This is a genomic window from Citricoccus zhacaiensis (genome assembly GCF_014645315.1).
GTDB lineage: Bacteria > Actinomycetota > Actinomycetes > Actinomycetales > Micrococcaceae > Citricoccus > Citricoccus zhacaiensis.
The window spans coordinates 422000-442769 of sequence record NZ_BMLQ01000001.1 but is presented as its reverse complement, the minus strand read 5'-3'; the positions used below and the strand labels follow the sequence as shown (position 1 = coordinate 442769).

The 20770-nt window shown below is 69.4% G+C and carries 19 protein-coding genes and 1 riboswitch; of the genes, 10 read left to right on the top strand and 9 right to left on the bottom strand.

Annotation, left to right across the window (positions count from 1 at the left end; all coding sequences use genetic code 11):
- Window positions 1-75 precede the first annotated feature (75 nt).
- The gene (locus tag IEX49_RS01955) at window positions 76-1395 is read left to right on the top strand and encodes an ATP-grasp domain-containing protein (RefSeq protein ID WP_188803648.1); all 1320 of its coding nucleotides are present in this window, start codon (window positions 76-78) and stop codon (window positions 1393-1395) included.
- A complete protein-coding gene (locus IEX49_RS01950; protein WP_188803646.1) occupies window positions 1392-3443 on the top strand; it encodes a CocE/NonD family hydrolase in 2052 nt (683 codons plus the stop codon). Before IEX49_RS01955 ends, IEX49_RS01950 begins: the two co-directional genes overlap by 4 nt.
- Before the next feature lie 54 nt (window positions 3444-3497).
- Here IEX49_RS01950 and IEX49_RS01945 read toward each other — a convergent pair whose 3' ends face one another.
- From IEX49_RS01945 to IEX49_RS01930, 4 genes are all read right to left on the bottom strand, one after another.
- Window positions 3498-4892: an MFS transporter gene (locus IEX49_RS01945; protein ID WP_188803644.1), complete on the bottom strand. Its 1395-nt coding sequence runs from the start codon at window positions 4890-4892 to the stop codon at window positions 3498-3500.
- Window positions 4885-5397, bottom strand: a complete 513-nt coding sequence (locus tag IEX49_RS01940) for a MarR family winged helix-turn-helix transcriptional regulator (RefSeq protein WP_229672085.1) — start codon at window positions 5395-5397, stop codon at window positions 4885-4887. The genes IEX49_RS01945 and IEX49_RS01940 overlap by 8 nt, the downstream gene beginning before the upstream one ends.
- A 97-nt stretch (window positions 5398-5494) precedes the next feature.
- Window positions 5495-6532 carry an AFG1/ZapE family ATPase gene (gene zapE, locus IEX49_RS01935; protein WP_188803642.1) on the bottom strand — a complete coding sequence of 346 codons (1038 nt, stop codon included), beginning with the start codon at window positions 6530-6532 and terminating at the stop codon, window positions 5495-5497.
- Window positions 6529-7641 (bottom strand): phosphotransferase, encoded by a 1113-nt coding sequence (locus IEX49_RS01930; protein ID WP_188803639.1) that lies wholly within the window; start codon window positions 7639-7641, stop codon window positions 6529-6531. The genes zapE and IEX49_RS01930 overlap by 4 nt, the downstream gene beginning before the upstream one ends.
- 88 nt (window positions 7642-7729) lie before the next feature.
- On the opposite strand from IEX49_RS01930, the gene IEX49_RS01925 reads away from it, so the two are divergent.
- Window positions 7730-8653 carry a CPBP family intramembrane glutamic endopeptidase gene (locus IEX49_RS01925; RefSeq protein ID WP_373286657.1) on the top strand — a complete coding sequence of 308 codons (924 nt, stop codon included), beginning with the start codon at window positions 7730-7732 and terminating at the stop codon, window positions 8651-8653.
- 86 nt (window positions 8654-8739) lie between these two features.
- On the opposite strand, the gene IEX49_RS01920 is transcribed toward IEX49_RS01925, so the two are convergent.
- Window positions 8740-9396 (bottom strand): VOC family protein, encoded by a 657-nt coding sequence (locus IEX49_RS01920; protein ID WP_188803638.1) that lies wholly within the window; start codon window positions 9394-9396, stop codon window positions 8740-8742.
- A 203-nt stretch (window positions 9397-9599) separates the two neighbouring features.
- Window positions 9600-9714: riboswitch (SAM riboswitch) on the top strand.
- Window positions 9715-9795: 81 nt separating this feature from the next.
- Between IEX49_RS01920 and IEX49_RS01915 the strand changes: the two genes are divergently transcribed.
- A complete protein-coding gene (locus IEX49_RS01915; protein ID WP_188803635.1) occupies window positions 9796-11172 on the top strand; it encodes an O-acetylhomoserine aminocarboxypropyltransferase/cysteine synthase family protein in 1377 nt (458 codons plus the stop codon).
- A 16-nt stretch (window positions 11173-11188) separates the two neighbouring features.
- Window positions 11189-12310 carry a homoserine O-acetyltransferase MetX gene (gene metX / locus IEX49_RS01910; protein ID WP_188803634.1) on the top strand — a complete coding sequence of 374 codons (1122 nt, stop codon included), beginning with the start codon at window positions 11189-11191 and terminating at the stop codon, window positions 12308-12310.
- A gap of 4 nt (window positions 12311-12314) precedes the next feature.
- Here the strand turns inward: metX and IEX49_RS01905 are convergent, their stop codons facing one another.
- A complete protein-coding gene (locus tag IEX49_RS01905; protein WP_188803632.1) occupies window positions 12315-12836 on the bottom strand; it encodes a (2Fe-2S)-binding protein in 522 nt (173 codons plus the stop codon).
- A 202-nt stretch (window positions 12837-13038) separates the two neighbouring features.
- Window positions 13039-13917 carry an SGNH/GDSL hydrolase family protein gene (locus IEX49_RS01900; RefSeq protein WP_188803630.1) on the bottom strand — a complete coding sequence of 293 codons (879 nt, stop codon included), beginning with the start codon at window positions 13915-13917 and terminating at the stop codon, window positions 13039-13041.
- Window positions 13918-14003: 86 nt separating this feature from the next.
- On the opposite strand from IEX49_RS01900, the gene IEX49_RS01895 reads away from it, so the two are divergent.
- Window positions 14004-14747 (top strand): alpha/beta hydrolase, encoded by a 744-nt coding sequence (locus IEX49_RS01895; RefSeq protein ID WP_188803628.1) that lies wholly within the window; start codon window positions 14004-14006, stop codon window positions 14745-14747.
- A gap of 23 nt (window positions 14748-14770) precedes the next feature.
- Here IEX49_RS01895 and IEX49_RS01890 read toward each other — a convergent pair whose 3' ends face one another.
- On the bottom strand, window positions 14771-15058 hold the full coding sequence (locus IEX49_RS01890; protein ID WP_188803627.1) for an RNA-binding S4 domain-containing protein: 288 nt from the start codon (window positions 15056-15058) through the stop codon (window positions 14771-14773).
- A 162-nt stretch (window positions 15059-15220) separates the two neighbouring features.
- Here IEX49_RS01890 and IEX49_RS01885 point away from each other — a divergent pair, with 162 nt between their 5' ends.
- From IEX49_RS01885 to IEX49_RS01870, 4 genes are read left to right on the top strand one after another with little or no spacing between them, the layout of a single operon-like run.
- The gene (locus IEX49_RS01885; RefSeq protein ID WP_188803625.1) at window positions 15221-16612 is read left to right on the top strand and encodes a glycine--tRNA ligase; all 1392 of its coding nucleotides are present in this window, start codon (window positions 15221-15223) and stop codon (window positions 16610-16612) included.
- A 14-nt stretch (window positions 16613-16626) separates the two neighbouring features.
- Window positions 16627-17670, top strand: a complete 1044-nt coding sequence (locus tag IEX49_RS01880; protein ID WP_188803623.1) for a GNAT family N-acetyltransferase — start codon at window positions 16627-16629, stop codon at window positions 17668-17670.
- Window positions 17660-19006, top strand: coding sequence for a YibE/F family protein (locus IEX49_RS01875; RefSeq protein ID WP_188803620.1), 1347 nt, complete (start codon window positions 17660-17662; stop codon window positions 19004-19006). Before IEX49_RS01880 ends, IEX49_RS01875 begins: the two co-directional genes overlap by 11 nt.
- A complete protein-coding gene (locus IEX49_RS01870; protein ID WP_188803618.1) occupies window positions 19003-19572 on the top strand; it encodes a cysteine hydrolase family protein in 570 nt (189 codons plus the stop codon). Before IEX49_RS01875 ends, IEX49_RS01870 begins: the two co-directional genes overlap by 4 nt.
- A gap of 14 nt (window positions 19573-19586) precedes the next feature.
- Here the strand turns inward: IEX49_RS01870 and IEX49_RS01865 are convergent, their stop codons facing one another.
- On the bottom strand, window positions 19587-20765 hold the full coding sequence (locus IEX49_RS01865) for a hypothetical protein (RefSeq protein ID WP_188803616.1): 1179 nt from the start codon (window positions 20763-20765) through the stop codon (window positions 19587-19589).
- Window positions 20766-20770 lie beyond the last annotated feature (5 nt).

Sequence of the window (20770 nt, the reverse complement as noted above, 5' to 3'; positions counted from 1 at the left end):
TGTGTTCCGTCCACAGCCGTGCCTACGGTGGCCGCAGGCTCGAGAGGAGCTGTTCGACGACGATAGGTGCATCAGATGGCAAAGACCAACGTCCACGTCCTGGGCATGACCGAGGTCCAACGGCACGAACTCGAGACCGTCTCTGGTGCTGAGAACCTGGCGTTCCACAACGTGCTCGACTACGAGCGGCTCGTGGAAACGGCCGAGATCGATTTCGAGGAGCTGTTGGCGGCCGCTCGCAGCCAGCTCGATGCCTTCGATGGGACGGTGGATGCGATCATCGCCCACTGGGACTTCCCGGTCAGCGTGATGGTGCCGATTCTGGCGGCCGAGCGCGGGCTGCCGGCCCCCTCACTGGAGAGCATCCTGAAGTGCGAGCACAAGTATTGGAGCCGGCTGGAGCAGCGGGCCAGCATTCCCGAGTGCGTGCCCGGCTTCGCCGCCTTCGACCCGTTCGACGATCACGCGTTGGACACGATCGACCTGGACTTCCCGTTCTGGGTCAAGCCCGTCAAGGCCCACTCCTCGAACCTCGGCTTCAAGATCGAGGACGAGGCAGGCTTCCACGAGGCCCTGGCCGAGATCCGCGAGCATATCGAGGAGATCGGTGACGCCTTCGATGCTGCCCTGTCCATGGTGGACCTGCCCCCGGAGCTGCAGCAGTGGGGCGGCAACACCTGCCTGGCCGAGCAATTCGTGCAGGGTACTCAGGCCGCACCGGAGGGCACGGTGTTCCGGGGGACGTTCCGCGTCCACGGCGTCCTGGACATGCACAAGGATGCTGACGGCACCAGCTTCGACCGGCTGGACTACCCGGCGAGCAGCGTGCCGGAGCACGTGCAGCAGCGCATGATCGATGCCACCGAGCGGTACATGAAGCACGTCGGCTTTGACAACGGATGCTTCAACTCCGAGTTCATGTGGGACGAAGAGGCGGACCAGCTGTGGATGATCGAGGTCAACACCCGGATCTCGCAGTCCCACAGCGACCTGTTCGCCAAGGTGGACGGTGCCTCGAACCATGAGGTCGCCATCGATATCGCCCTGGGCCAGGAGCCGCGGATGCCGCACCGGAAGGGCGATTTTGCGGTGGCCGCGCAGTGCATGGTCTTCCATGACGGGGACGCCGTGGTCACCCGGGTGCCCACCGAGGAGGACAAGGCGGCGCTGGCGGAACGATACCCCGGTACGGTCCTGACCACGACGGTGCATGAGGGGGATCGGCTCTCCGAGTTGGCAGGCCAGGACAGCTACCGGTACGTCGTCGGAAAGTTCTACCTCGGTGCGTCCAGCCATGAGGAGCTCGGCCGGCTCCATGCGCAGATCGTCGGGGAGCTGCCGTTCGAGTACACCAGTGCAGGGCCTGAAGCCGACCACGAGGAGGGCGGACGATGAAGACCATCACCGAGTTCCCGCACGAGACGCGGGTCATCGAGAACGTGTTCATCCCGATGCGGGACGGTGCCCGGCTCGCCGCCCGGATCTGGATGCCGGTCAACGCCGAGCAGCAGCCGGTTCCGGCAATCCTGGAGTACATCCCCTACCGGAAGCGGGACAGCAGCCGGGCTCGGGATGAACTGAACCACCCGTACATGGCCGGTCACGGCTACGTCTGCGCCCGGGTCGATATGCGCGGCAGCGGCGACTCCGACGGCGTCTTGGTGGACGAGTACCGCGCTCAGGAACACGAGGACGCCGAGGACGTCATCGCCTGGCTGGCCGAGCAGTCGTGGTGCGACGGCAACGTGGGCATGATGGGCATCTCCTGGGGCGGGTTCAACAGCCTGCAGCTGGCGGCCCGCCAGCCCCCGGCTCTCAAGGCCATCATCAGCGCCTCGGCCACGGACGACATCTATGTGGACAACATGCATTACATGGGTGGATGCCTGCTGGGTGACAACCTCTCCGAGGCCACCGTGATGTTCGCCTTCAACAGCCTCCCGCCCGATCCGCAGATCGTGGGCGAACGGTGGCGGGACATGTGGCACGAACGGCTTTCCGGCAGCGGGTTGTGGCTGGAGACCTGGCTCGAGCACCAACGGCGCGACGACTACTGGAAGACCGCCTCGGTCTGCGAGGACTACAGCCAGGTGCAGTGCCCGGTGATGGCCGTCGGCGGCTGGGCCGACGGCTACACCAACTCTGTGTTCCGTCTGATGGAGAACCTGGACGTCCCGCGCAAGGGACTCATCGGCCCCTGGGGCCACAAATATCCGCACCTCGGTGTGCCGGGCCCGGCCATCGGCTTCCTCCAGGAAGCCGTGCGGTGGTGGGACCACTGGCTCAAGGGCAGGGACTCCGGGGTGATGGACGAGCCGATGCTCCGGGTGTGGATGCAGGACAGCGTCTCGCCGGCCGCCTCCTACGAGGATCGCCCAGGGCGCTGGGTGGCAGAGGACCAGTGGCCTGCCCCCGAGATCGAGGACCGTGAGTTCATCCTGCGTGGCCACCACTTGGAAGAGGCCGGCTCGGACGCCGATCCGCACGGCGAGTCCGACGCCGAGATCGCCGTCAAGTCGCCCCTGAGCGTGGGCATGTTCGCCGGTAAGTGGGCGTCGTACGCGGCCGTGCCGGACCTGCCCTTCGACCAGAGGGAGGAGGATGGCGGTGCCATCTTCTTCGAATCGCGTCCGCTCACCGAGGATCTGGAGATCTTCGGCCTGCCGGAGTGCCACCTGGAGGTCTCCGCGGACCAACCGGTGGCCATGCTGGCCGTGCGGCTGTCCGACGTGAACCTGGACGGCGAGGCCACCCGGGTGACCTACGGACTGCTCAACCTCACCCACCGGGACGGCAGTGAGGACCCGAGGCCGCTGGAGCCGGGGAAGAAGTACCGGGTCACGGTGCCGCTCAACGGCATCGCCCAGACCTTCCCGGCCGGCCACCGCCTCCGGTTGTCCATCTCGACGTCCTACTGGCCCCTCGTCTGGCCATCCCCTGAGGCGGCCACCGTCACCCTGAGCACCGGGATCAGCAGCCTCACCGTCCCGCAGCGTGCCCGCCGGCCGGAGGACTCGCGGCTGCGCGAGTTCGGGGAGCCGGAGGCCGCCGCCCCCTTGGAGATCACCCAGACCTCACCGGGCCGGCACCACTGGCGGGTCACCCGCGACCTGGCGACGAACGTCTCCTCGCTGGAGATCGCCAATGACCAGGGCGCCTTCCGCATTGAGGATACCGACACCCACATCCGGCGTGGGACCGAGGAGTGGTACAGCTTCCGCTGGAACGACGTGAACTCCGTGCGCGGCGAGACCCGGACCGTGCGCCGGATCCAGCGTCAGGACTGGGGCGCCGAGGTCACCACCAACACGGTGCTGACCTCCACGCCCACCGAGTTCATCATCGACGCCGAACTCGACGCCTACGAGCTCGACGCCCAGCGTGGTGATCCCCGCGTCTACTCGCAGAGTTGGCACCGCCGCATCCCGCGGGACCTCGTGTAGGACACGTGCAGGGACCGCCCTCCGGCCAGGTGCCGGTGGGCATCCCGGCTCGGCCTACTCCGGGCGGCGGCTGCGGAAACTCCGCGCCGCCGCCCGGGCCACCAGGGCGCAGCACACCGCCAGGCACACCAGGGCGCCGAGGGAGAAGGCGCCGGTGATCCCGGCATCGGTGGTCTGGCCGCCCGGATCCGCGGTGACGGCGAAGATGGCTGCGGCGGCCGCGGTGCCGAAGGAGCTGCCGATGGTGCGCAGCACCTGGTTGAAACTGACGGAACTGCCCAGGCCCTCGGCGGCCACGTTCCGGGCGATCAGGGCGGGCATGGCCGCATAGCTGGAGCCGATGCCCAGGCCGAAGAGGAACATGCCGAGCAGGACCTCCCAGAGCTCCGTGTGGGCGAACCAGAGGAGTATCCCGGACGCGGCGGCCAGTCCGGCCCCGATCGGCAACAGGGCCGTCAGCGGCACCCGGTGGGAGAGGCGGCGGACCATCCGGTTGGCGGTGAAACTGCCGACGGACAGCGGCAGCATCACAAAGCCTGCCCAGAAGACCGGGAGCGCCAGCCCGTATCCGCTGGAGGCGGGAGCCTGGGCCACCAGGCTGGAGACCGAGAGGCCGATGTAGATGGCGGCGCCGAGCCCGATGGCCGAGGCGTTGGCCAGCAACACCTCACCGTTGGCGAACACGCGCAGGTTGATCAGCGGGTGGCGCGCACGCAGGGACGTCCGCACCCAGAGTGCCAGCAGGAAGGCGGCCAGGATCAGGGTGGCGAGGGTCCAGGGGGAGGACCAGCCCCAGGTGGGCCCTTCGCTGATACCGAGCAGCAGGCTGCCCAGGCCGGTGCCCAGCAGGATCGCACCGGCCGTGTCGAAGGGGGCCCGCACGGCATCGACGTCGCCACCGGCGGGAACGGTCCGGGCGACCACCACCATGGCGGAGAGGACGAAGAGTGCGGCGAACCAGAAGGCGAAGCGGTAGTCGACCAGCCCGGCGATGATGCCGGTCAGCGGATAGCCGATGCCGAGCCCGGTGGACACCGTGACGGACAGGCTGGAGATGGCCGGCTGCACCTGGGGCCCGGCAAGATACCGGCGCGCCAGGGCAATGGTCACCGGCACGATGCCGTAGGTCAGCCCCTGGAGGGCCCGGCCGATGAGGAAGACCGTGAAGTTCGGTGCCAGGGCGGCGACGACGGACCCGGCCAGGATCACGGTCAGGGACACCATCAGCAACCGCTTCTGGTTCGGCCCGTCACTGATCCGTCCCATCACCGGGGTGGCGATGGCGCCCACCAGGAGGTTCACGGTGAGCATCCACTGGGCGGTGCTCACGGAGACCCCCATGTCCTGGGCCACGGACGGCACCAGCAGCATGCCCAGCGAGCTGACCACGGCCGTGCAGAGGGCCGCGTAGACCAGGGCCGGCTCCAGGCGTCGAGGGGTATCAGTCATGCGGCTCCTCAGAAGGTGCCTCAGGCGTGGGCTCAGGCGCAGGTGTGGACGCAGCCGCGGAGAGTGTCTCGGAAGCCGTCCCGGCCGTGAGCCTGCGCAGGACCGGGATGGCGGAGGCGAGCGTCTGCCGCTCCTCCGGCGTCAGGCGTTCACGGATGGCCTCGTAGAGCCATGCGCGGCCGGTCCGGGTCTCCTCGGCCAGTTTGAGTCGGCCCGCCTCGGTGGGGTGAATCCATGAGCGCCGTCGATCCATCTCATCCGGGATCCGTTCGACCAGTCCCAGAGCCTCGAGTTCCCGGGCGGCAAGCGAGATGGCCTGAGGGCTGACCTGGACCTTGACGGCCAACTCCGCCGAGCTGGCCCGCCCGTTCTCGGCCACGTGGCGCAGGATCCCCACCTTGCCGGGGGACAGGGTCCGCTCCACGTGGATCCGGTGCAGAATCGGGAGCAGGGCTTCGAGCAGTTCGGCGGTCGGCGCGGAATCGGAGTTCAGGTCATGGGGCACGCCCCAACCATACAAGCAACTTGATCAAGGTGCTTGCGCATGTGGGGGAAACCACGTTCTCGCTGGTCGGTCAGCCCCACCACGCTGGCGGGTCAGTTCAGGCGGTGTTCGTCCGTCCGACGCACAGCAGGCTCAGCCGGCTGAGGAACCGGTCGGCATCCCGGGGCAGGCGTGCCGCCCGTGCCCAATCCCGCAGTGGCAGCGTTGCCTCCACGTCCAGGCGCAGGTCGGCATCCACCAGCACATCCACCAGGAACGCGAAGCGCTGGAACGCCTGAACGTCGATCTCCTCGGGGTGCGGCACGGCCAACAGGCGCCACCTTGAATAGGTCCGAGTCAGTCCGAGGAAATCCTGCACGGACACCGGCGTGCCGCACAGCTGGCCGAAGGTCGCCTCGACCTCGCCGGCCTCCGGATCGGCGAAGGCCACCTCCAGCTGCCGGGTCCCGCTGAACCCGACTGGCACGCGCGTGAAGGTCCCGGCCGCCGTCGGCCCCGGCGATCCGGTGACCGTCCAGGATCCGGAGGCGAAGCCCGAACCCCGTCCGTCGCCTGCGTTCAACGGCCGGTAGTCCACCCCGTCCGGGATCTGCCACTCGGTCAGGGCGGACTGGATCATCTCGATCACGGGCACCATCGTGTGGTGGAACAGCGGGTCCGGGAGCAGCTCGTCGGCCGGGTAGTTCGAGGTCAGCAGGAGCCCGGCATCCAGGGAAAGCAGACCGGGCAGGACACGGCGCAGCAGCATCGCATCGCCGACGTCATGGACGTGGAACTCGTCGATGAACACCATCCGGGCGTCCCCGACGATCCGCGCCACCGCGTGGTCGATCCCGATCGGCCGGCCCGCCTGCGCGCTCGCGACCACCTGGTTCACCTGCCCCAGCAGGGCATGCATGTGCAGCCGCAGCTTCGGCACCTCGAGTGCGTTGAAGAACTCCGCGCCGAGCCACGTCTTCCCGCGCCCCACCCCGCCATGCAGGTACACCCCGCGCGTGATCCTTCTCCCGGTCAGCAACTGCACGGTGGCCCGCTGCCCTGCGTCCAACACCTTGCCGTCTGACTCCAGTGCGGCCGTCAGGGTCGTCTCCCGCAGGTGCGGCCACGGACCCCGTTCCCGACGCCGGCCGCTCACCAGCCGTCCACCGTGCTGGCCACCGGCACGTGCTCGGCCTGCCACCGGCCCAGCGCCTCGGCGGCTCGTTCGATGCGGGGGAGTACCTTCCGCAGCAGCTTGGGCCAGTTCGCCGGCGGGATCTCGCTCGCCGGCCCTTCACGCAGGGAGGCATCGTAGATCGTCTCCAAAGCCATCCATCCCAGCCACACCCGTCCCCGGAGGGCTTCGTCGGCGTCACGGGCGATGCCCTCCAGTTTCTCCTCGCCGTGCCACAGCGCGAGGTAGGCCGGGTTCAGTGCCGGGTCCCACACGGCGGCCAGATCCCAGTCCAGGATCCCGGTCAGGTGCCAGCGCTCTCCGTCATCTCCGTCCCTTCCGATCCCTTCGGCGGCAGAACGCTGCCACCGCATGTTGTGCCCGGCCAGGTCCCCGTGGACCAGCGACGGTGGCACCACCGGATCCTCCGTCCATGCGGTGTGCGTGGTGGTCAGGGTGGCGACCGTCTCGGCCCAGCGGTCCGCTGAGACCGCGCCACCCGGACCCTCCGGCGACCCGTCGGTCCAGACGCCGGGCCCGTGCGACGCCGCCAGCATCGACGGCACTGACTGCACTGCAGCGACCTTCTCCGCGGTCCAGGGGCCACGGTAGGCGAACGGCGGGCCGAGGTACGGCGCCAGGGGAGCGGTGTCGATTCCCGCCAGCGTCCGGCACAGCTCGCGCAGCACCGGCACCTCGCCGGTGTGCGGTGGGTGCGCCTCGCCCGGGAGGTACTCCTGCACCACGGCGGCCATCCCCGCCGGCAGCCCGTCCGCCTCCCCGACCACCTCGGTCAGCGGCACGGGCACGGCGAAGGGGAGCGCCGCCGTCGTGCTGAGGATCTGCAGGGCGGCCATGCGGTCGCTGAGGTGTGCCGCGGCCTCGTGGGTGCGGGTCATCCGCACGGCGCCCACGCCGGGCAGCACGAGCACCCGGTGGAACTGACCGCCCTCGTCGATCACGCCGGCAGGCCAGTCCGCCTCGGACAGCCGGCGAGCGAGTCCGTCGTCAGCGGCGAGGGCAGAGGCCAAGGGCCGGGCGGCCGCGGCGCAGGCGGCGGCGACGTCGTCAGGAGTCGGTGCGGAGGCCATGGATCCACGGTAGCGCGGGAGCCGGCTCTGCCCGGGGCGGGACGAGGGGACCGAAGCCCTGGGGCCCGGGCACTCCTACACTGGGGCGGTGACCACTCCAGCTTCGTCGTCTCCGAACGCCCCGACTCCGCCGACCCGGCCGGCAGTGGCAGGGGGGCTCGAAGCCCTGGCGGCGCCCTCCGCCCGGATGGTCCGCTGGGAGATCGCCATCGTACTGGCGCTGTCCCTGGGGAAGTCGGCGGTCTACGCGATCGTCAACCTCATCGACAAGTGGACGCAAGCGCCCCTGTCCGGGCAGACCACCACGCTGAACCCGGCGCTGGACGATCGGCAGTACTTCGACCTGACGTACCAGCTGCTGGATATCGGTTTCGCCCTGGTCCCGGTGCTGCTGGTGCTGCACCTGGTGTGGATCCGGGGGCGCAACCCGCTCCGCACCTTCGGCCTGGACTTCCGCCGGCCGGGCGCGGATGTGGGCCTCGGAATCGGACTGTTCCTGGCGATCGGCCTCGGAACCCTGGCGGTCTACGCGGCCGGACGCGCCGCCGGCGTCACCACGGCCATCGTCGGCAGCGCGCTGAACGAGTACTGGTGGACCACCCCGGTGCTGCTGTTCTCCGCCCTGCGGCACGGGCTGCTGGAGGAGATCATCGTGGTGGCGTGGCTCTTCGACCGGATCGGCTACCTGCAGCAGCGGCGCGCCGGGCTCGATCCGAGCCGGCCCGGAGGCCTCGCCGGAGCGGACGGCGGGCTGCGCACCTGGGCGAGCGGCGCCGTCGTTCCCTTGAATCCCGTTGCTGTGCTGGTGGGCTGCGCCGTCCTACGTGGCACCTACCACCTCTACCAGGGGGTGGGGCCGGGGATCGGCAATCTGCTCATGGGGCTGGTGTTCGGCGCAGTCTACCTGAGATACCGGCGGGTGATGCCGCTGGTGATCGCACACTTCCTCTTGGATGCCGCCGGGTTCGTGGCCTATCCGCTGCTCGCGGCGGCAGGCCTGTTCGGCACCTGAATCCGTGACGTGAGTCTGGAGGGATTCACGTATATCGGGGCTGAGAGGTGAATCCCTCCGGACTCAACGCAGGGTGGTGCGTGGGGTCAGAGCGTGATGGTGCCCTTGGGGGTCTCGAAGGTGACCTCGAGGATGCCGGGGGTGCCGGAGGGTGATTCGAAGACCACATTGAGATCCCCGACCGTCTCCTCCGGATCGTCCAGGCCCAGCCAGCCGCGAACCCGGTCGCGGGAGCCGGCGATCGTGATGGAGGACAGTTCGGCCTGCGGTGTGTGAGCCTGTGAGGGGTGCAGGTCCTCGGTGCCCTCATCCCAGCGCAAGAGGTACGGGACCTGCGGGTCGGCGATGAGGCCCTTGATGCCGATCTGGCGCCACGTGAGCTCGCGGCCGTCCGGGAACTTGCGGTTGCCGGGCACGGACTGGCGCTCCAGGCGCTCCTCGAACGGGGCGAGGTCGTCCACGGTGACACACCAGCCCATCCAGCCGCCGCCCATCTCGGAGCGGGCGCGCACGGCCTGGCCGAACGGGGCCTTCTCGGAGGAGGGGTGGTCCAGGACCTCGACCACCTCAAGGTACTGGCGGTTGCGCAGCGGGAAGATCGCATTGCGCGTGCCGAAGCGAGGGTGGACACCGCCCTTGACGCGCTCGATGCCGAGCGTTTCGGCGAGGCGGGCCACCGTGGCGGCGAGTCCTTCTTCGGGTCCAACGGCGTACGAGACGTGATCCAGGCGCATCATGCCCATATCGTTGCACTTTCTTCAGTCACGGACCGGTTAGGTTAACCTCACTTGGAATGTGGTCGAGGTCACAGGTCTGATCGGCCCTCGATGCCGGGTGCCGAAGTCCGTGAGGATGATGGCCGCTCGGACCCCGCCGTGAGGCGCTTTACGACGTTCCCTGGTGGCCGGGGATGAATCCCCGGAGCCGATCTGGCAGACTTGATGAAGGTCATGAGTGCCAGCATCAAGCCCCGGCTTGCTGGCCGGCAACCCTCCAGCTCGCGGTGGGGTGCCCCGGGTGAGGACCAGGCAGGTGCCAACCGGCACCGGCAAGCGCGGGCCACCACGCCGCGTCGGGTTGCTGGACGATGTCCATGCCCGCCGGCACCATGCAGGTGGCCCTGGACTGACAGGAGCCGTCACATGACTGACACCCCCGATAACACCCCCAACACCACCCCGAACACCGAGGCCGTCGCCGATCCGGCCCAGTGGGGCTTCGAGACCCGCCAGGTCCATGCCGGTATCCCCGAGGAGAACCCCTACGGCGCCACCGTGCTGCCGATCATCCAGTCGAACTCGTTCGACTTCCCCTCTGCAGAGGTCGCCGCGGACCGCTTCGCACTGAAGGACCTCGGCCCGATCTACTCCCGCATCGGCAATCCCACGCAGGAGGCCGTAGAGGGCAAGATCGCCGCCCTGGAGGGCGGGGTCGGGGCACTGCTGCTGGCCTCGGGTCAGGCCGCCACCACCTTCTCCATCCTCAACCTCGCCGGCGCGGGGGACCACGTCGTCGTGTCGGCCTCGCTGTACGGCGGCACACAGAACCTGTTCAAGCACACCCTGGCGAAGATCGGCATCACCACCACCTTCGTGCAGGACCCGGACAGTCCGGATGCGTGGAAGAGCGCCATCCAGGACAACACCAAGGCCCTGTTCGGTGAGACCCTCGGCAACCCCCGCGGGGACGTGCTGGACATCCGGGCCGTCGCCGACGTCGCCCACGCGGCGGGGGTGCCGCTGATCGTGGACAACACCCTGGCCACCCCGTACCTGCTGCGTCCGATCGAGCACGGCGCGGACATCGTGGTCCACTCCGCCACCAAGTACCTCGGCGGCCACGCCGCGGCCATGGGCGGTGTGATCGTGGACGGCGGCACCTTCGACTTCGCCGCCCAGCCGGAGCGCTTCCCCGGCTTCAACACCCCGGATGAGAGCTACAACGGGATCGTTTTCGCCCGTGACCTCGGTGTGGACGGCATCCTCGGCGCCAACCTGGCCTTCGTGCTCAAGGCGCGGGTCCAGTTGCTGCGCGACTACGGCAGCGCGATCAGCCCCTTCAACGCCTTCCTCCTCAACCTGGGGCTCGAGACGCTGTCCCTGCGCATGGAGCGCCACGTGGCGAACGCACGCCAGGTGGCCGAGTACCTGGAGGGCCACGCCCTGGCCGAGACGGTCATCTACCCGGGCCTGGCCTCCAGCCCATGGCACGAGCGCGCGAAGCAGTACCTGCCGCAGGGCCCGGCCGGCTTCGTCTCCTTCGAGATCGCCGGCGGCCGCGAGGCCGGGGCCCGGTTCGTGGACGCACTGCGCCTGCACCACCACGTGGCCAACATCGGTGACGTCCGCTCGCTCGTCATCCACCCGGCGTCCACCACGCACTCCCAGCTCACCGAGGAGGAGCAGCGTGCCGCCGGCGTGACCCCCGGCCTGGTCCGCCTGTCCGTGGGTGTGGAGAGCATCGAGGACATCCTGGCCGATCTTGACAACGGCTTCGCCGCGGCCGACGTGAGCGCCTAGGTCCGGAGATATTCGCATGACCACCACCACCCCCCAGCCGACCGCCACGGACCTGCCCGAGGGCGGCCTGCACACCCAGCGCATCGGCGCCCTGGACTTCGAGACCGGAGGGCACCTGCCGGAGGCGGAGATCGCCTACGAGACCTGGGGCAGGCTCAACGCCGAGAAGTCGAACGCCGTGCTGGTGCTGCATGCCCTGACCGGGTCCACGCATGTGGCGGCCTCCTCCGGTGATCCGGAGGAGGGCTGGTGGGAGGGCGTCGTCGGCCCCGGCTGCGCCATCGACACCAACACCTGGTTCGTGATCGCCCCGAACATCCTGGGCGGTTGCTACGGGAGTACCGGACCGTCCTCGCTGGACCCGGAGGGTAACCCTTGGGGTTCCCGCTTCCCTTTCACCACCATCCGCGATTCCGTCCATGCCGAGGCGCGGTTGGCCGACGCGCTGGGCATCGAGCGCTTCCAGGCCGTGATCGGCGGCTCCATGGGGGGCGCCCGTGCCCTGGAGTGGGCCGCGACCTACCCCGACCGCGTGGCCGGCATGGCCGTCATCGCCTGCGGCGCGCACTCGACCGCCGAGCAGATCGCCTTCGCTCAGGCACAGGTGCAGTCCATCACCCTGGACCCGAACTTCCGCGGCGGGGACTACTACCCGGGCCCGACGCCGGACGGCGGGCTGGGGATCGCCCGCAAGATCGCGCACATCACCTACCGGTCCGAACCGGACATGGTCGCCCGCTTCGGCCGCGCCGCGCAGCCCGAGGAGAACCCGTTCGGCGAGCCGGTCCGGCGGCAGGGGCGCTATCAGATCGAGTCCTACCTGGACTACCAGGCGGCCAAGCTGGTCAAGCGCTTCGACGCGAACAGCTACCTGGTGCTAACCGAGGCCCTGATGAGCCACGACGTCTCCCGCGGCCGCGGCCCCGAGGCAGAGGTGCTCGGCTCCATCCGGGTGACACCGTTCATCGCCGCCGTCGAGTCCGACCGCCTGTACTTCCCGGGCCAGTCCCAGGAGCTCGCCCGCCAACTGCCCGGTGACGTCACGGTGCACATGATCGATTCGCCGATCGGTCATGACGGGTTCCTGACGGACCTGGACCAGGTGGCCGCGGAGATGACGCGGGTGCTCGGACTCTAGGTCCTCACCCGCCGCGCTCAGTCGGCCCGTCCCGTCCCGCGGTGCCCCGTGTCAGGGCCAGATGGCCGCCGAGGAAGCCTGCTGAAGCCGCAACGGCGTTGCCGGCCGCAGCCAGTCCGACCCCGAGGGTGTGACGGCCCCGGAGGCGGGCGACGAGGGATCCCAGGAACAGGAAGACGGCGGCATCCGTTCCCAGCGCGTGGACCGCGCCGATCCGGTAATCGGCCCCCTCGGTCTCCGTCCAATCGGCAGCGCCGGCGAGTGCTGTCGGAATCGCGGCCAGCAATCCCGCCGAGACCAGTAGCGTGGCGCCGCGGCGTGACGGCGTCCCCCCGGCCAGGTCGAGGAGGGAGGCGCCCATCCAACTACCGAGGGTGATGTCGGTGAGGGGCGGGTGTACCGAGTGGCCGAGGGCGTTGGTGTGGAAGGGGCTGTGGCGCACCCGGTCGAGGATCGGCCCGTAGACGAATCGCTGGGCCTCGGCCAGGCGTTCCGCCGTGGAACTCTCGCCGACCGTGCGCAACATCGCTGTCGAGAGTGGTTCTGAGTCCGTTGTCCTGTGCATCGATGCTTCTTCTTCAGCTCAGATCGGATGGCCCGGGCACAGGCGTCGTTGACATGACGTGACCTCCTGGGAGATGCGGGGAATCGTTCCCCGCAGGAGAATTGTCCCACCGCGTCCTCGTTGGGGGGGAGTCCTCGACGCCGCCGGGTTGAGCCCGGCAGTCCTATTGTCCGGAGGTGTCCGCGCCCTGGGGCATCGGGTGCCCGAACATCGGCTCGGCGAGTGGCCGCTTCGGGGACAGCCCGTCACCGGAGGACTGGCGCCGCAACCGCCGCAGCACCCAGGGCATCAGGTGCTCACGGGCCCAGAGCACGTCCTCGGTGGCTGCTTGACGCCACGTGCGCGGCACCGGTGGCTTCGGCTCCAACGGCACCAGGTCGTGGGGGACGTTGAGGGTCTCCAGCACCATGGCGGTGATCGTGTGGTGCCCCGTGGGGGAGAAGTGCAGCCGGTCCGCGGCCCACATCTCCTTCCGGGTCAGCTCGCGCAGGGCCCAAAGATCCGCCACCACAGCCTCGTGCCGCAAGGCCACGGTGTGCACGTTCTCGTTGTAGATCGCCACCTTGCCGCGGATGCGACCCATCACGGGGGTGTCCCGGATGTCAGGGCCGGTGAAGAGCACCACCGTGGCCCCGCTGGCGGCGAGTTTCCCGACCAGGTCGTCCAGCTTCCGGGCGATCTCATCCGGGTCCCCGCCCGGCCGGATCACGTCGTTCCCGCCGGCGCAGAGGGTGATGAGGTCCGGGTTGAGCTCGAGGGCCGGCGTGGTCTGTTCGGCGGCGATCTGGTCGATCAGCCGGCCGCGGATGGCCAGGTTGGCATAGGAGAAGTGCTCGCTGTCCGGGACTCGGTGGGCCAGCTCCTCGGCCACCCGGTCCGCCCAGCCACGGTGAGAGCCGGGCCGCTCCGGGTCCGGGTCGCCGATGCCCTCGGTGAAGGAATCGCCCAGGGCCACGTAGCGGCGCCAAGGGTGGATCGGGTGCAGAGGCGCGTCGGAATGCAGGGGCGCATCAGAATGCAGAGGAGCCGAGGAACCAGACATGCCACGATCCTAGATGCCTGGTTACCCATCGGTCACTTCGCAGTACTGGCGGAACGCATCGATGACTCCTCGCCTACGCTGGGATCATGACCGAACCGCAGACTCCCGACCCGTCCCATTCCGAGCCCACTGAACCGTTCGTCCGCTGGTCCCGCCCTGAGGCCGAGCGCGAGGGGACCCATCTGCTGGTGGTGCTGCACGGCTACGGCGCAGACGAGAACGACCTGTTCGGGATCGTTCCGGAGCTGCCGGAGAAGTTCACGATCGCCTCGGTGCGGGCACCGCTGGTCATGGATCACGGTGGCTACACGTGGTTTCCGCTGACCAACTCCCTGCAGTCCTCACCCCTGGCGGTGCGGGCTGCCATCGAGGACCTCCAGGAGTGGGTGGCCGCGCAGCGGCCGGACTTCGCGAGCACCTCCCTACTGGGATTCTCCATGGGCATGGCGATGGCCACCTCGCTGCTGCGCCGGGAACCGCAGGCCTATGCCTGCGTCGTCGGACTCTCGGGGTTCGCGATCGACCCGACCATGGCGCCCGGTGCCGAATCCGCAACACCGGAGGCCGGCGTCGTGCCCTCGGAGGTGTCCGGTGCCGGCCCCCTGGCCGGCTTCTTCGATGACGAGGCCGTTAAGGCGGTCAAGCCCCCGGTGTTCTGGGGCCGGGACCAGGCCGACCCGGTCATCACCCCGGACAAGATCGAGTACACGCACGCCTGGATGAACGATCACGTGAACATGACCAAGGTGCTCTACGCCGGCATCGGCCACGGAATCGGCCCGCAGGAACTGCGACACGTGGGCGAGTTCCTGGACTACGTGGTGAAGTAATCCGCCCTCAGACGAAGGTGCCTTCAGCCCCCGGCCGGAACCACTTTCACGGCCTCGCCGGAGAACTCGAACACATCCCCTGGGTGCAGCTGGCGGCCGCGGCGGGTCTCCGGATCCCCGTTGACCTGGACCAGGCCGGCCTCGATCACCGCGCGGGCGTCCGCCCCGTCCTCGACCAGGTTGGCCAGCTTCAGGGCCTGTCCCAGCCTGATCATCCCATCGCGGATCTCCAGCGGTGCCGGATGTGCGGACGGGGCCTCGGGGGCGCGGCGGTGACGGTGAGGGGTATCGGGGCTCGGGTGTTCGGACATACCTCCATTGTGGCCTGAGATCCGTGCCGGTGCACCAGCCGCGGCCCGCGGGGGACCTAGACTGGGCCGGTAACCGACGAATGCCGGCGTGCCACGCGCGCCGGCTCCAGTGCGCTGACCGCAGCCAGCGGCCGAAGTAACAGACACGGATGTGATGCCCCCATGGCCCCCAAGACCACCCTCGACCAGGTCATCTCCCTCGCGAAGCGACGCGGCTTCGTGTTCCAGGCCGGAGAGATCTACGGCGGCTCCCGCTCGGCGTGGGACTACGGGCCCCTGGGTGTGGAGCTCAAGGACAACATCAAGACGCAGTGGTGGAACACCTTCGTGCGCGGCCGTGAGGACATGGTCGGCCTCGACTCCGCCATCATCCTGCCCTCAGCCGTGTGGAACGCCTCCGGTCACGTGGCCACCTTCACCGACCCGCTGGTCGAGTGCACGTCCTGCCACAAGCGCCACCGCCAGGACCACCTCATCGAGGACTTCGTGGCCAAGAAGGGCCGTGCCCCCACGGGCGGGATCGGCGGCATGGACGAGATCGCCTGCCCGGACTGCGGCACCCGCGGATCCTGGACCGAGCCGCAGATGTTCTCCGGGCTGATGAAGACGTTCCTGGGCCCCGTGGACAACGAGGAGGGCCTGCACTACCTGCGCCCCGAGACCGCGCAGGGCATCTTCGTGAACTTCCTCAACGTGGTCAACGCCGCCCGGCGCAAGCCCCCGTTCGGCATCGGCCAGATCGGCAAGGCCTTCCGCAATGAGATCACCCCGGGCAACTTCATCTTCCGCACCCGCGAGTTCGAGCAGATGGAGATCGAGTACTTCACCCACCCCGAGGCCGCCACGGAGCACTTCAACACCTGGGTGGAGGCCTGCTGGAACTGGTTCATCGATCTGGGCATCAACCCGGACAACATGCGCCGCTTCGACGTCCCGGACGGCGAGCGCGCCCATTACTCCGATGCCACGATCGACCTGGAGTACAAGTTCGGCTTCGCCGGATCCGAGTGGGGCGAGCTCATGGGCATCGCCAACCGCACGGACTTCGATCTGAACTCCCACACGGAGGCCTCCGGAACGAAGATGCAGTACTTCGACCAGACCTCCGGGGAGCGCTACACCCCGTACGTGATCGAGCCCAGCTTCGGCCTCACGCGGTCGATGATGGCCTTCCTGGTGGACGCCTACCGCGAGGAGGAGGCGCCCAACACCAAGGGCGGCACGGATGTGCGCACCGTCCTGGGCCTGGATCCGCGGCTGGCGCCGGTCAAGGCCGCCGTCCTGCCGCTCTCCCGCAAGGAGGAGCTCGTGCCCACGGCCAAGCGCCTGGCGGACGAGCTCCGGGGCGTGTGGAACATCGACTATGACGACGCCGGCGCCATCGGCCGCCGCTACCGCCGCCAGGACGAGATCGGCACCCCGTTCTGCATCACCGTGGACTTCGACTCCCTCGAGGACCAGGCCGTCACCATCCGCGAACGCGACTCCATGTCCCAGGAGCGCGTGGCCCTGGACCAGGTGCGCGGCTGGCTGTTCGAGCGGCTGTCCAAGTAAGGGGAGGGGTACAGATGACGGTTCCCGACGCCGGCCCCCAGCTCCCAGCGGGTGTCTCCCTGCGGCCGTGGGCCGAGGGAGACGACCTGCGGCTCCTGGAGCTGTGGGGAGACCCCACCGACGCCCAGCACCACCAGGACCGCGCCATGCTGCGCCCCTCGAGGACCCGGCCGGACGAGCCCTGGGCCCGGTGCCTGGTGGCGGAGGACGAGGGCATCCCGGTCGCCGCCGCGGTCGTGTATGCCTCCTCCGTGCATCCGCAGCGCCTCTGGTTCTACGCCGAGACGGCTCGCGAGTTGCGGGGCCGCGGTCTCGCCACCGCACTGCTGACCGCACTGCGCGCCGAGGCTGAGGCCGCCCGGGCCGAGGGGACGTTGGTGACCACGGAACTCAAGACCCGCTTCGCGGTGGCCGCGGACGCGCTGCCGGAGACCGCGCCGGACGCGGCCGAGACCGGCGCCGCGGCGCAGCAGCCGACCAACCACCCGGCAGCGTCCTTCCTGGCGGGGCAGGGATTCGCGCCGCTGCAGCGGTCCCGGCGCATCGCCGTCGGGCCCGGGGTCATCAAGGCGCCGGAACTGGACGGCACCGGGCTGGCCGTGGAGGACCTGGCGACGGGTTCGGTGGAGCTGACGCAGGCGGTGGCGGCGTTCTACGCAGCCACGCATGACTGGGACCCGTCCGATCTGAGCATCGGCCAGGCCCAGCAGCTGCTGCTCGGCCCCTCCACCGGGGCCTCCGGAGCGGTCGTGCTGCGCTCCCAGCCCAAAGCCCAGGGTGGCGGGATAGACGCCTTCGCCATCTCCTACACGCCGGAACGCACCGAGGAACCCACGGACGTGCTGCTGGGCTGGAACCCGGAACTGGCCCGCGTGGACGCCCAAGCCGCGGCCGCCTCGCTGCTGGCCCTGCTGACCACGCAGTACCCGGTCCAGCTCGAGGTGGACGACTCCATGGACATCCTCACCCCGATCCTCGACCAGCTGGTCACCACCGGCCACGCCCGGGTGCTGCTGGACACGCGGATCTGGGCCACCGATGTGCCCGATGCCTCCTGAGCACGGTCCTGAGGTAGGTCACGAACACGGCCACGGGCACGGCCTGCCGGCGGGGCCCGGTGCCGACGAGGCACTGACCGGGGCGGGTGGGTCAGGCCGCCGGCGGGTGGTCATCGCCCTCGCGGCGATCCTCGGTCCGCTGACCGTGGTGCTGATCGCGGCCATGATCGCCCTCTGGCCGTCCGGGTCCCATCAGGAACTCTCCCTGGCCGATCCCTACGGCACCTCGCAGGGCATCACCATGGTCACGGGCACCGTCACCGGACTGCAGCCCCGGGACTGTGGCCCGGAGGCCGGGACCCTGGAGACCCCGACCGGCGGGATGGCCGGGGACCCCTCAGCCGCGCAGGTGGCGTGCGTGGATGCCGTGGTGGATCCGGACGGTGGCGGCACCGACAGCGCGGTGGTGCCCATCCCGACGTCGATCAGTGCCTCCATGGACGTGGAGGTGGGGGACCGGCTCAAGGCCCTGGACCTCAGCGCGCTGCCGGGCGGGGACGCCGGCGCCGGCGGGGAGTCGGACTACGTGTTCGTGGACTTCGAGCGGACTGTCCCTGTGGTGGTCCTGGCCCTGCTGTACGCCCTGGTGGTGGTGGCCGTGGCCCGTTGGCGGGGTTTGCGGGCCATCGTGGGCCTCGGCCTGGCATTCACGGTGCTGTTCGGCTTCATGTTCCCGGCACTGCTGGAGGGTGGTCCACCGCTGTGGATCGGGCTGGTCGGCTGCTGCCTGATCATGCTCGTGGTGCTGTACTTCGCGCACGGGTTCTCGCTGCGGACCACCACCGCGTTGCTGGGGACCCTGATCGGCCTGGCCCTCACCGCCGTGCTCGCGTTGTGGGGGACTGATGCGGCGTATCTGACCGGGCTGGGGGACGAGTACTCCTACATCTTGGCCACCGTGGCCCCCGAGGTGCGGCTGTCCGGGATCGTGCTGTGCGGGCTGCTCGTGGCCGGGCTCGGGGTGCTCAACGACGTCACGATCACCCAGGCGTCCGCCGTCTGGGAACTGCAGGCCGCGAACCCGGCGGTGTCCAAGCGAGAACTGTTCGCCTCCGGGATGCGCATCGGCCGAGACCACATTGCCTCCACCGTGTACACGATCGCCTTCGCCTACGCCGGAGCGGCCCTGCCCGTGCTGATGGTGGTCTCCCTCTACGACCGCAGCCTCTGGGACACCCTGATGTCCGGCGAGCTCGTGGAGGAGATCGTGCGGATCCTCGTCGGCTCGATCGGGCTGGTGCTGGCGATCCCGATCACCACCGGCATCGCGGTGGCGGTGGCGAAATCCGTCGCGGCGCCGGTTTCCCAGGCTCCCGCCTCTAAGGTGGATGCATGACTGAGCTATCGACCGCCGTGGTCTTCATCGATCTGCAGGAGGGGTTCTTCGAGGATCCCTCCTCACGGGACAACCGTGAACTGATGGTCGCGGAGTCGAACCGGTTGGCCGGGCTCGCCCGCCAGGCCGGCATCCCCCTCTTCGTGGTCAGCACGGTGCACGCGCGGGACAAGTCGACGTGGACGCTGAAGATGCTCGAGGACGATCAGGGCTTCAACTTCCCCGGCACGCCCCAGGTCCAGCTGCTGGACGGGCTGGACCTGGAAGCGGCCACGCATCTGGAGAAGATCCGGGACAGTGCCTTCCACGGGACCTCCCTGGCCCAGCGGCTGCGGACCGTCGGAGCCCGGACCGTCATCCTGGCCGGGGTGACGGCCGAATCGTGCATCGCGGCGACCGGACGTGACGCCTTCGCCCACGACTTCCGCGTGGTCTACGCCCGTGAGGCCATCGCCTCGTCCACAGCGGAGGTCGGATGGCCCCTGCTGGAAGGGCTCTGCGACACCTTGCGCCAGCAGATCCTCAACCGTCCGGACCTGGAGCGGTTGCTCACGGCAGATGGCTGAGCCTGGCGCGGGGGCTACCGCCGGTAGGTACTGGGCCAGCCGCTCCGCAGCCGCCGGACGAGCCCGTCGGGCTGCCGCTGTAGCCGGCCGGTCACGAGGCCCTCGTGCAGGCCCTCACTCAGCAACTGCCGGATCTTCGGGGCGGAGGTCGGCAGGAATGCGCCGTGGGGCACGGCGCCGTTGATGGTGCGCTGCACGCCCTCGGGCAGGCTCTTCAGCCCGCGGGCGATGCCATCATTGAGGCTCTGGGTGAGACCGGACGTGAAACCGGCGGTCAGGGCGAGGTGCTGCTGGGCCAGTTCGAGCAGTTCCTCATCCGGCATTCCCCGGTCCGCGGGCAGCAGGACCCACAGGGCGTTGGCGACCTCCACCGGGGGGATGTCCTGGATGCTGACCTCCGCGTCGCGGCCGAAGGTGCGGTAGACGCCCCAGTGCTCGATCACCGTGGAGCCGGGCCACAGGAAGCCGTGGTGGTCGGCGGTGTACCGGCGGGTCTGAATCAACTGGTCGAGAGCCTTCTGGGCACGGTAGGCGTGGCCGGCACCTCCGCTGCGTTCCCGGAGGGCTTTGAGGGCCGTGTCCCGGCGGAGGGGGTAGGCCGCGTCGAGGAATTCCTTCACTGACCGTGCGGCGCTGGCCTGCTCGAGAGAGCCCAGGCGGGGGAGCACCGCGGACCGTCCCCACCGTGGGTCCAGGAGGAACTGGGGATGGGGGACCTGCAGCGTTCCGGGGCGGGTCCACCCCACGGACCGCACGGCGCGGTCGGTGTCCCGGTAGGCGTCCTCCAGCCGTTCGACGAGCAGTTCGAACTCCTGCAGGTTCTGCTCGGTGGGATCCAGGCCCGACGCCGGATCGCGGCTCCCGTTGCCGAGCTCCCGTCCGGCGCGGCCCGGCGCCCGGGAGACCGACCGCTCCAACTCGGCCCGGTCCCTCTGGGCGCGCTTGAGCGTACCGGAGAACCCACGGACCACGGGGCTGGAACGATCCAGCCAGCCGGGGGCGGCCAGCGCGTCGTCCGGGCTGCGCTCGTAGCGGTCGGCATCCAGGGTGACCTGGTTGAAGCGGCTCTCCAGGGCCCGCCACCGGTCCTGCCGACCGGTCAGGAGGTGGCGCTGGATGACGGCCACTCCGGCCCAGCCGCCGAGCCCGACCACCACGGCCAGCACGAGGAGCAAGACGACCCAGAGATCCATGCTTA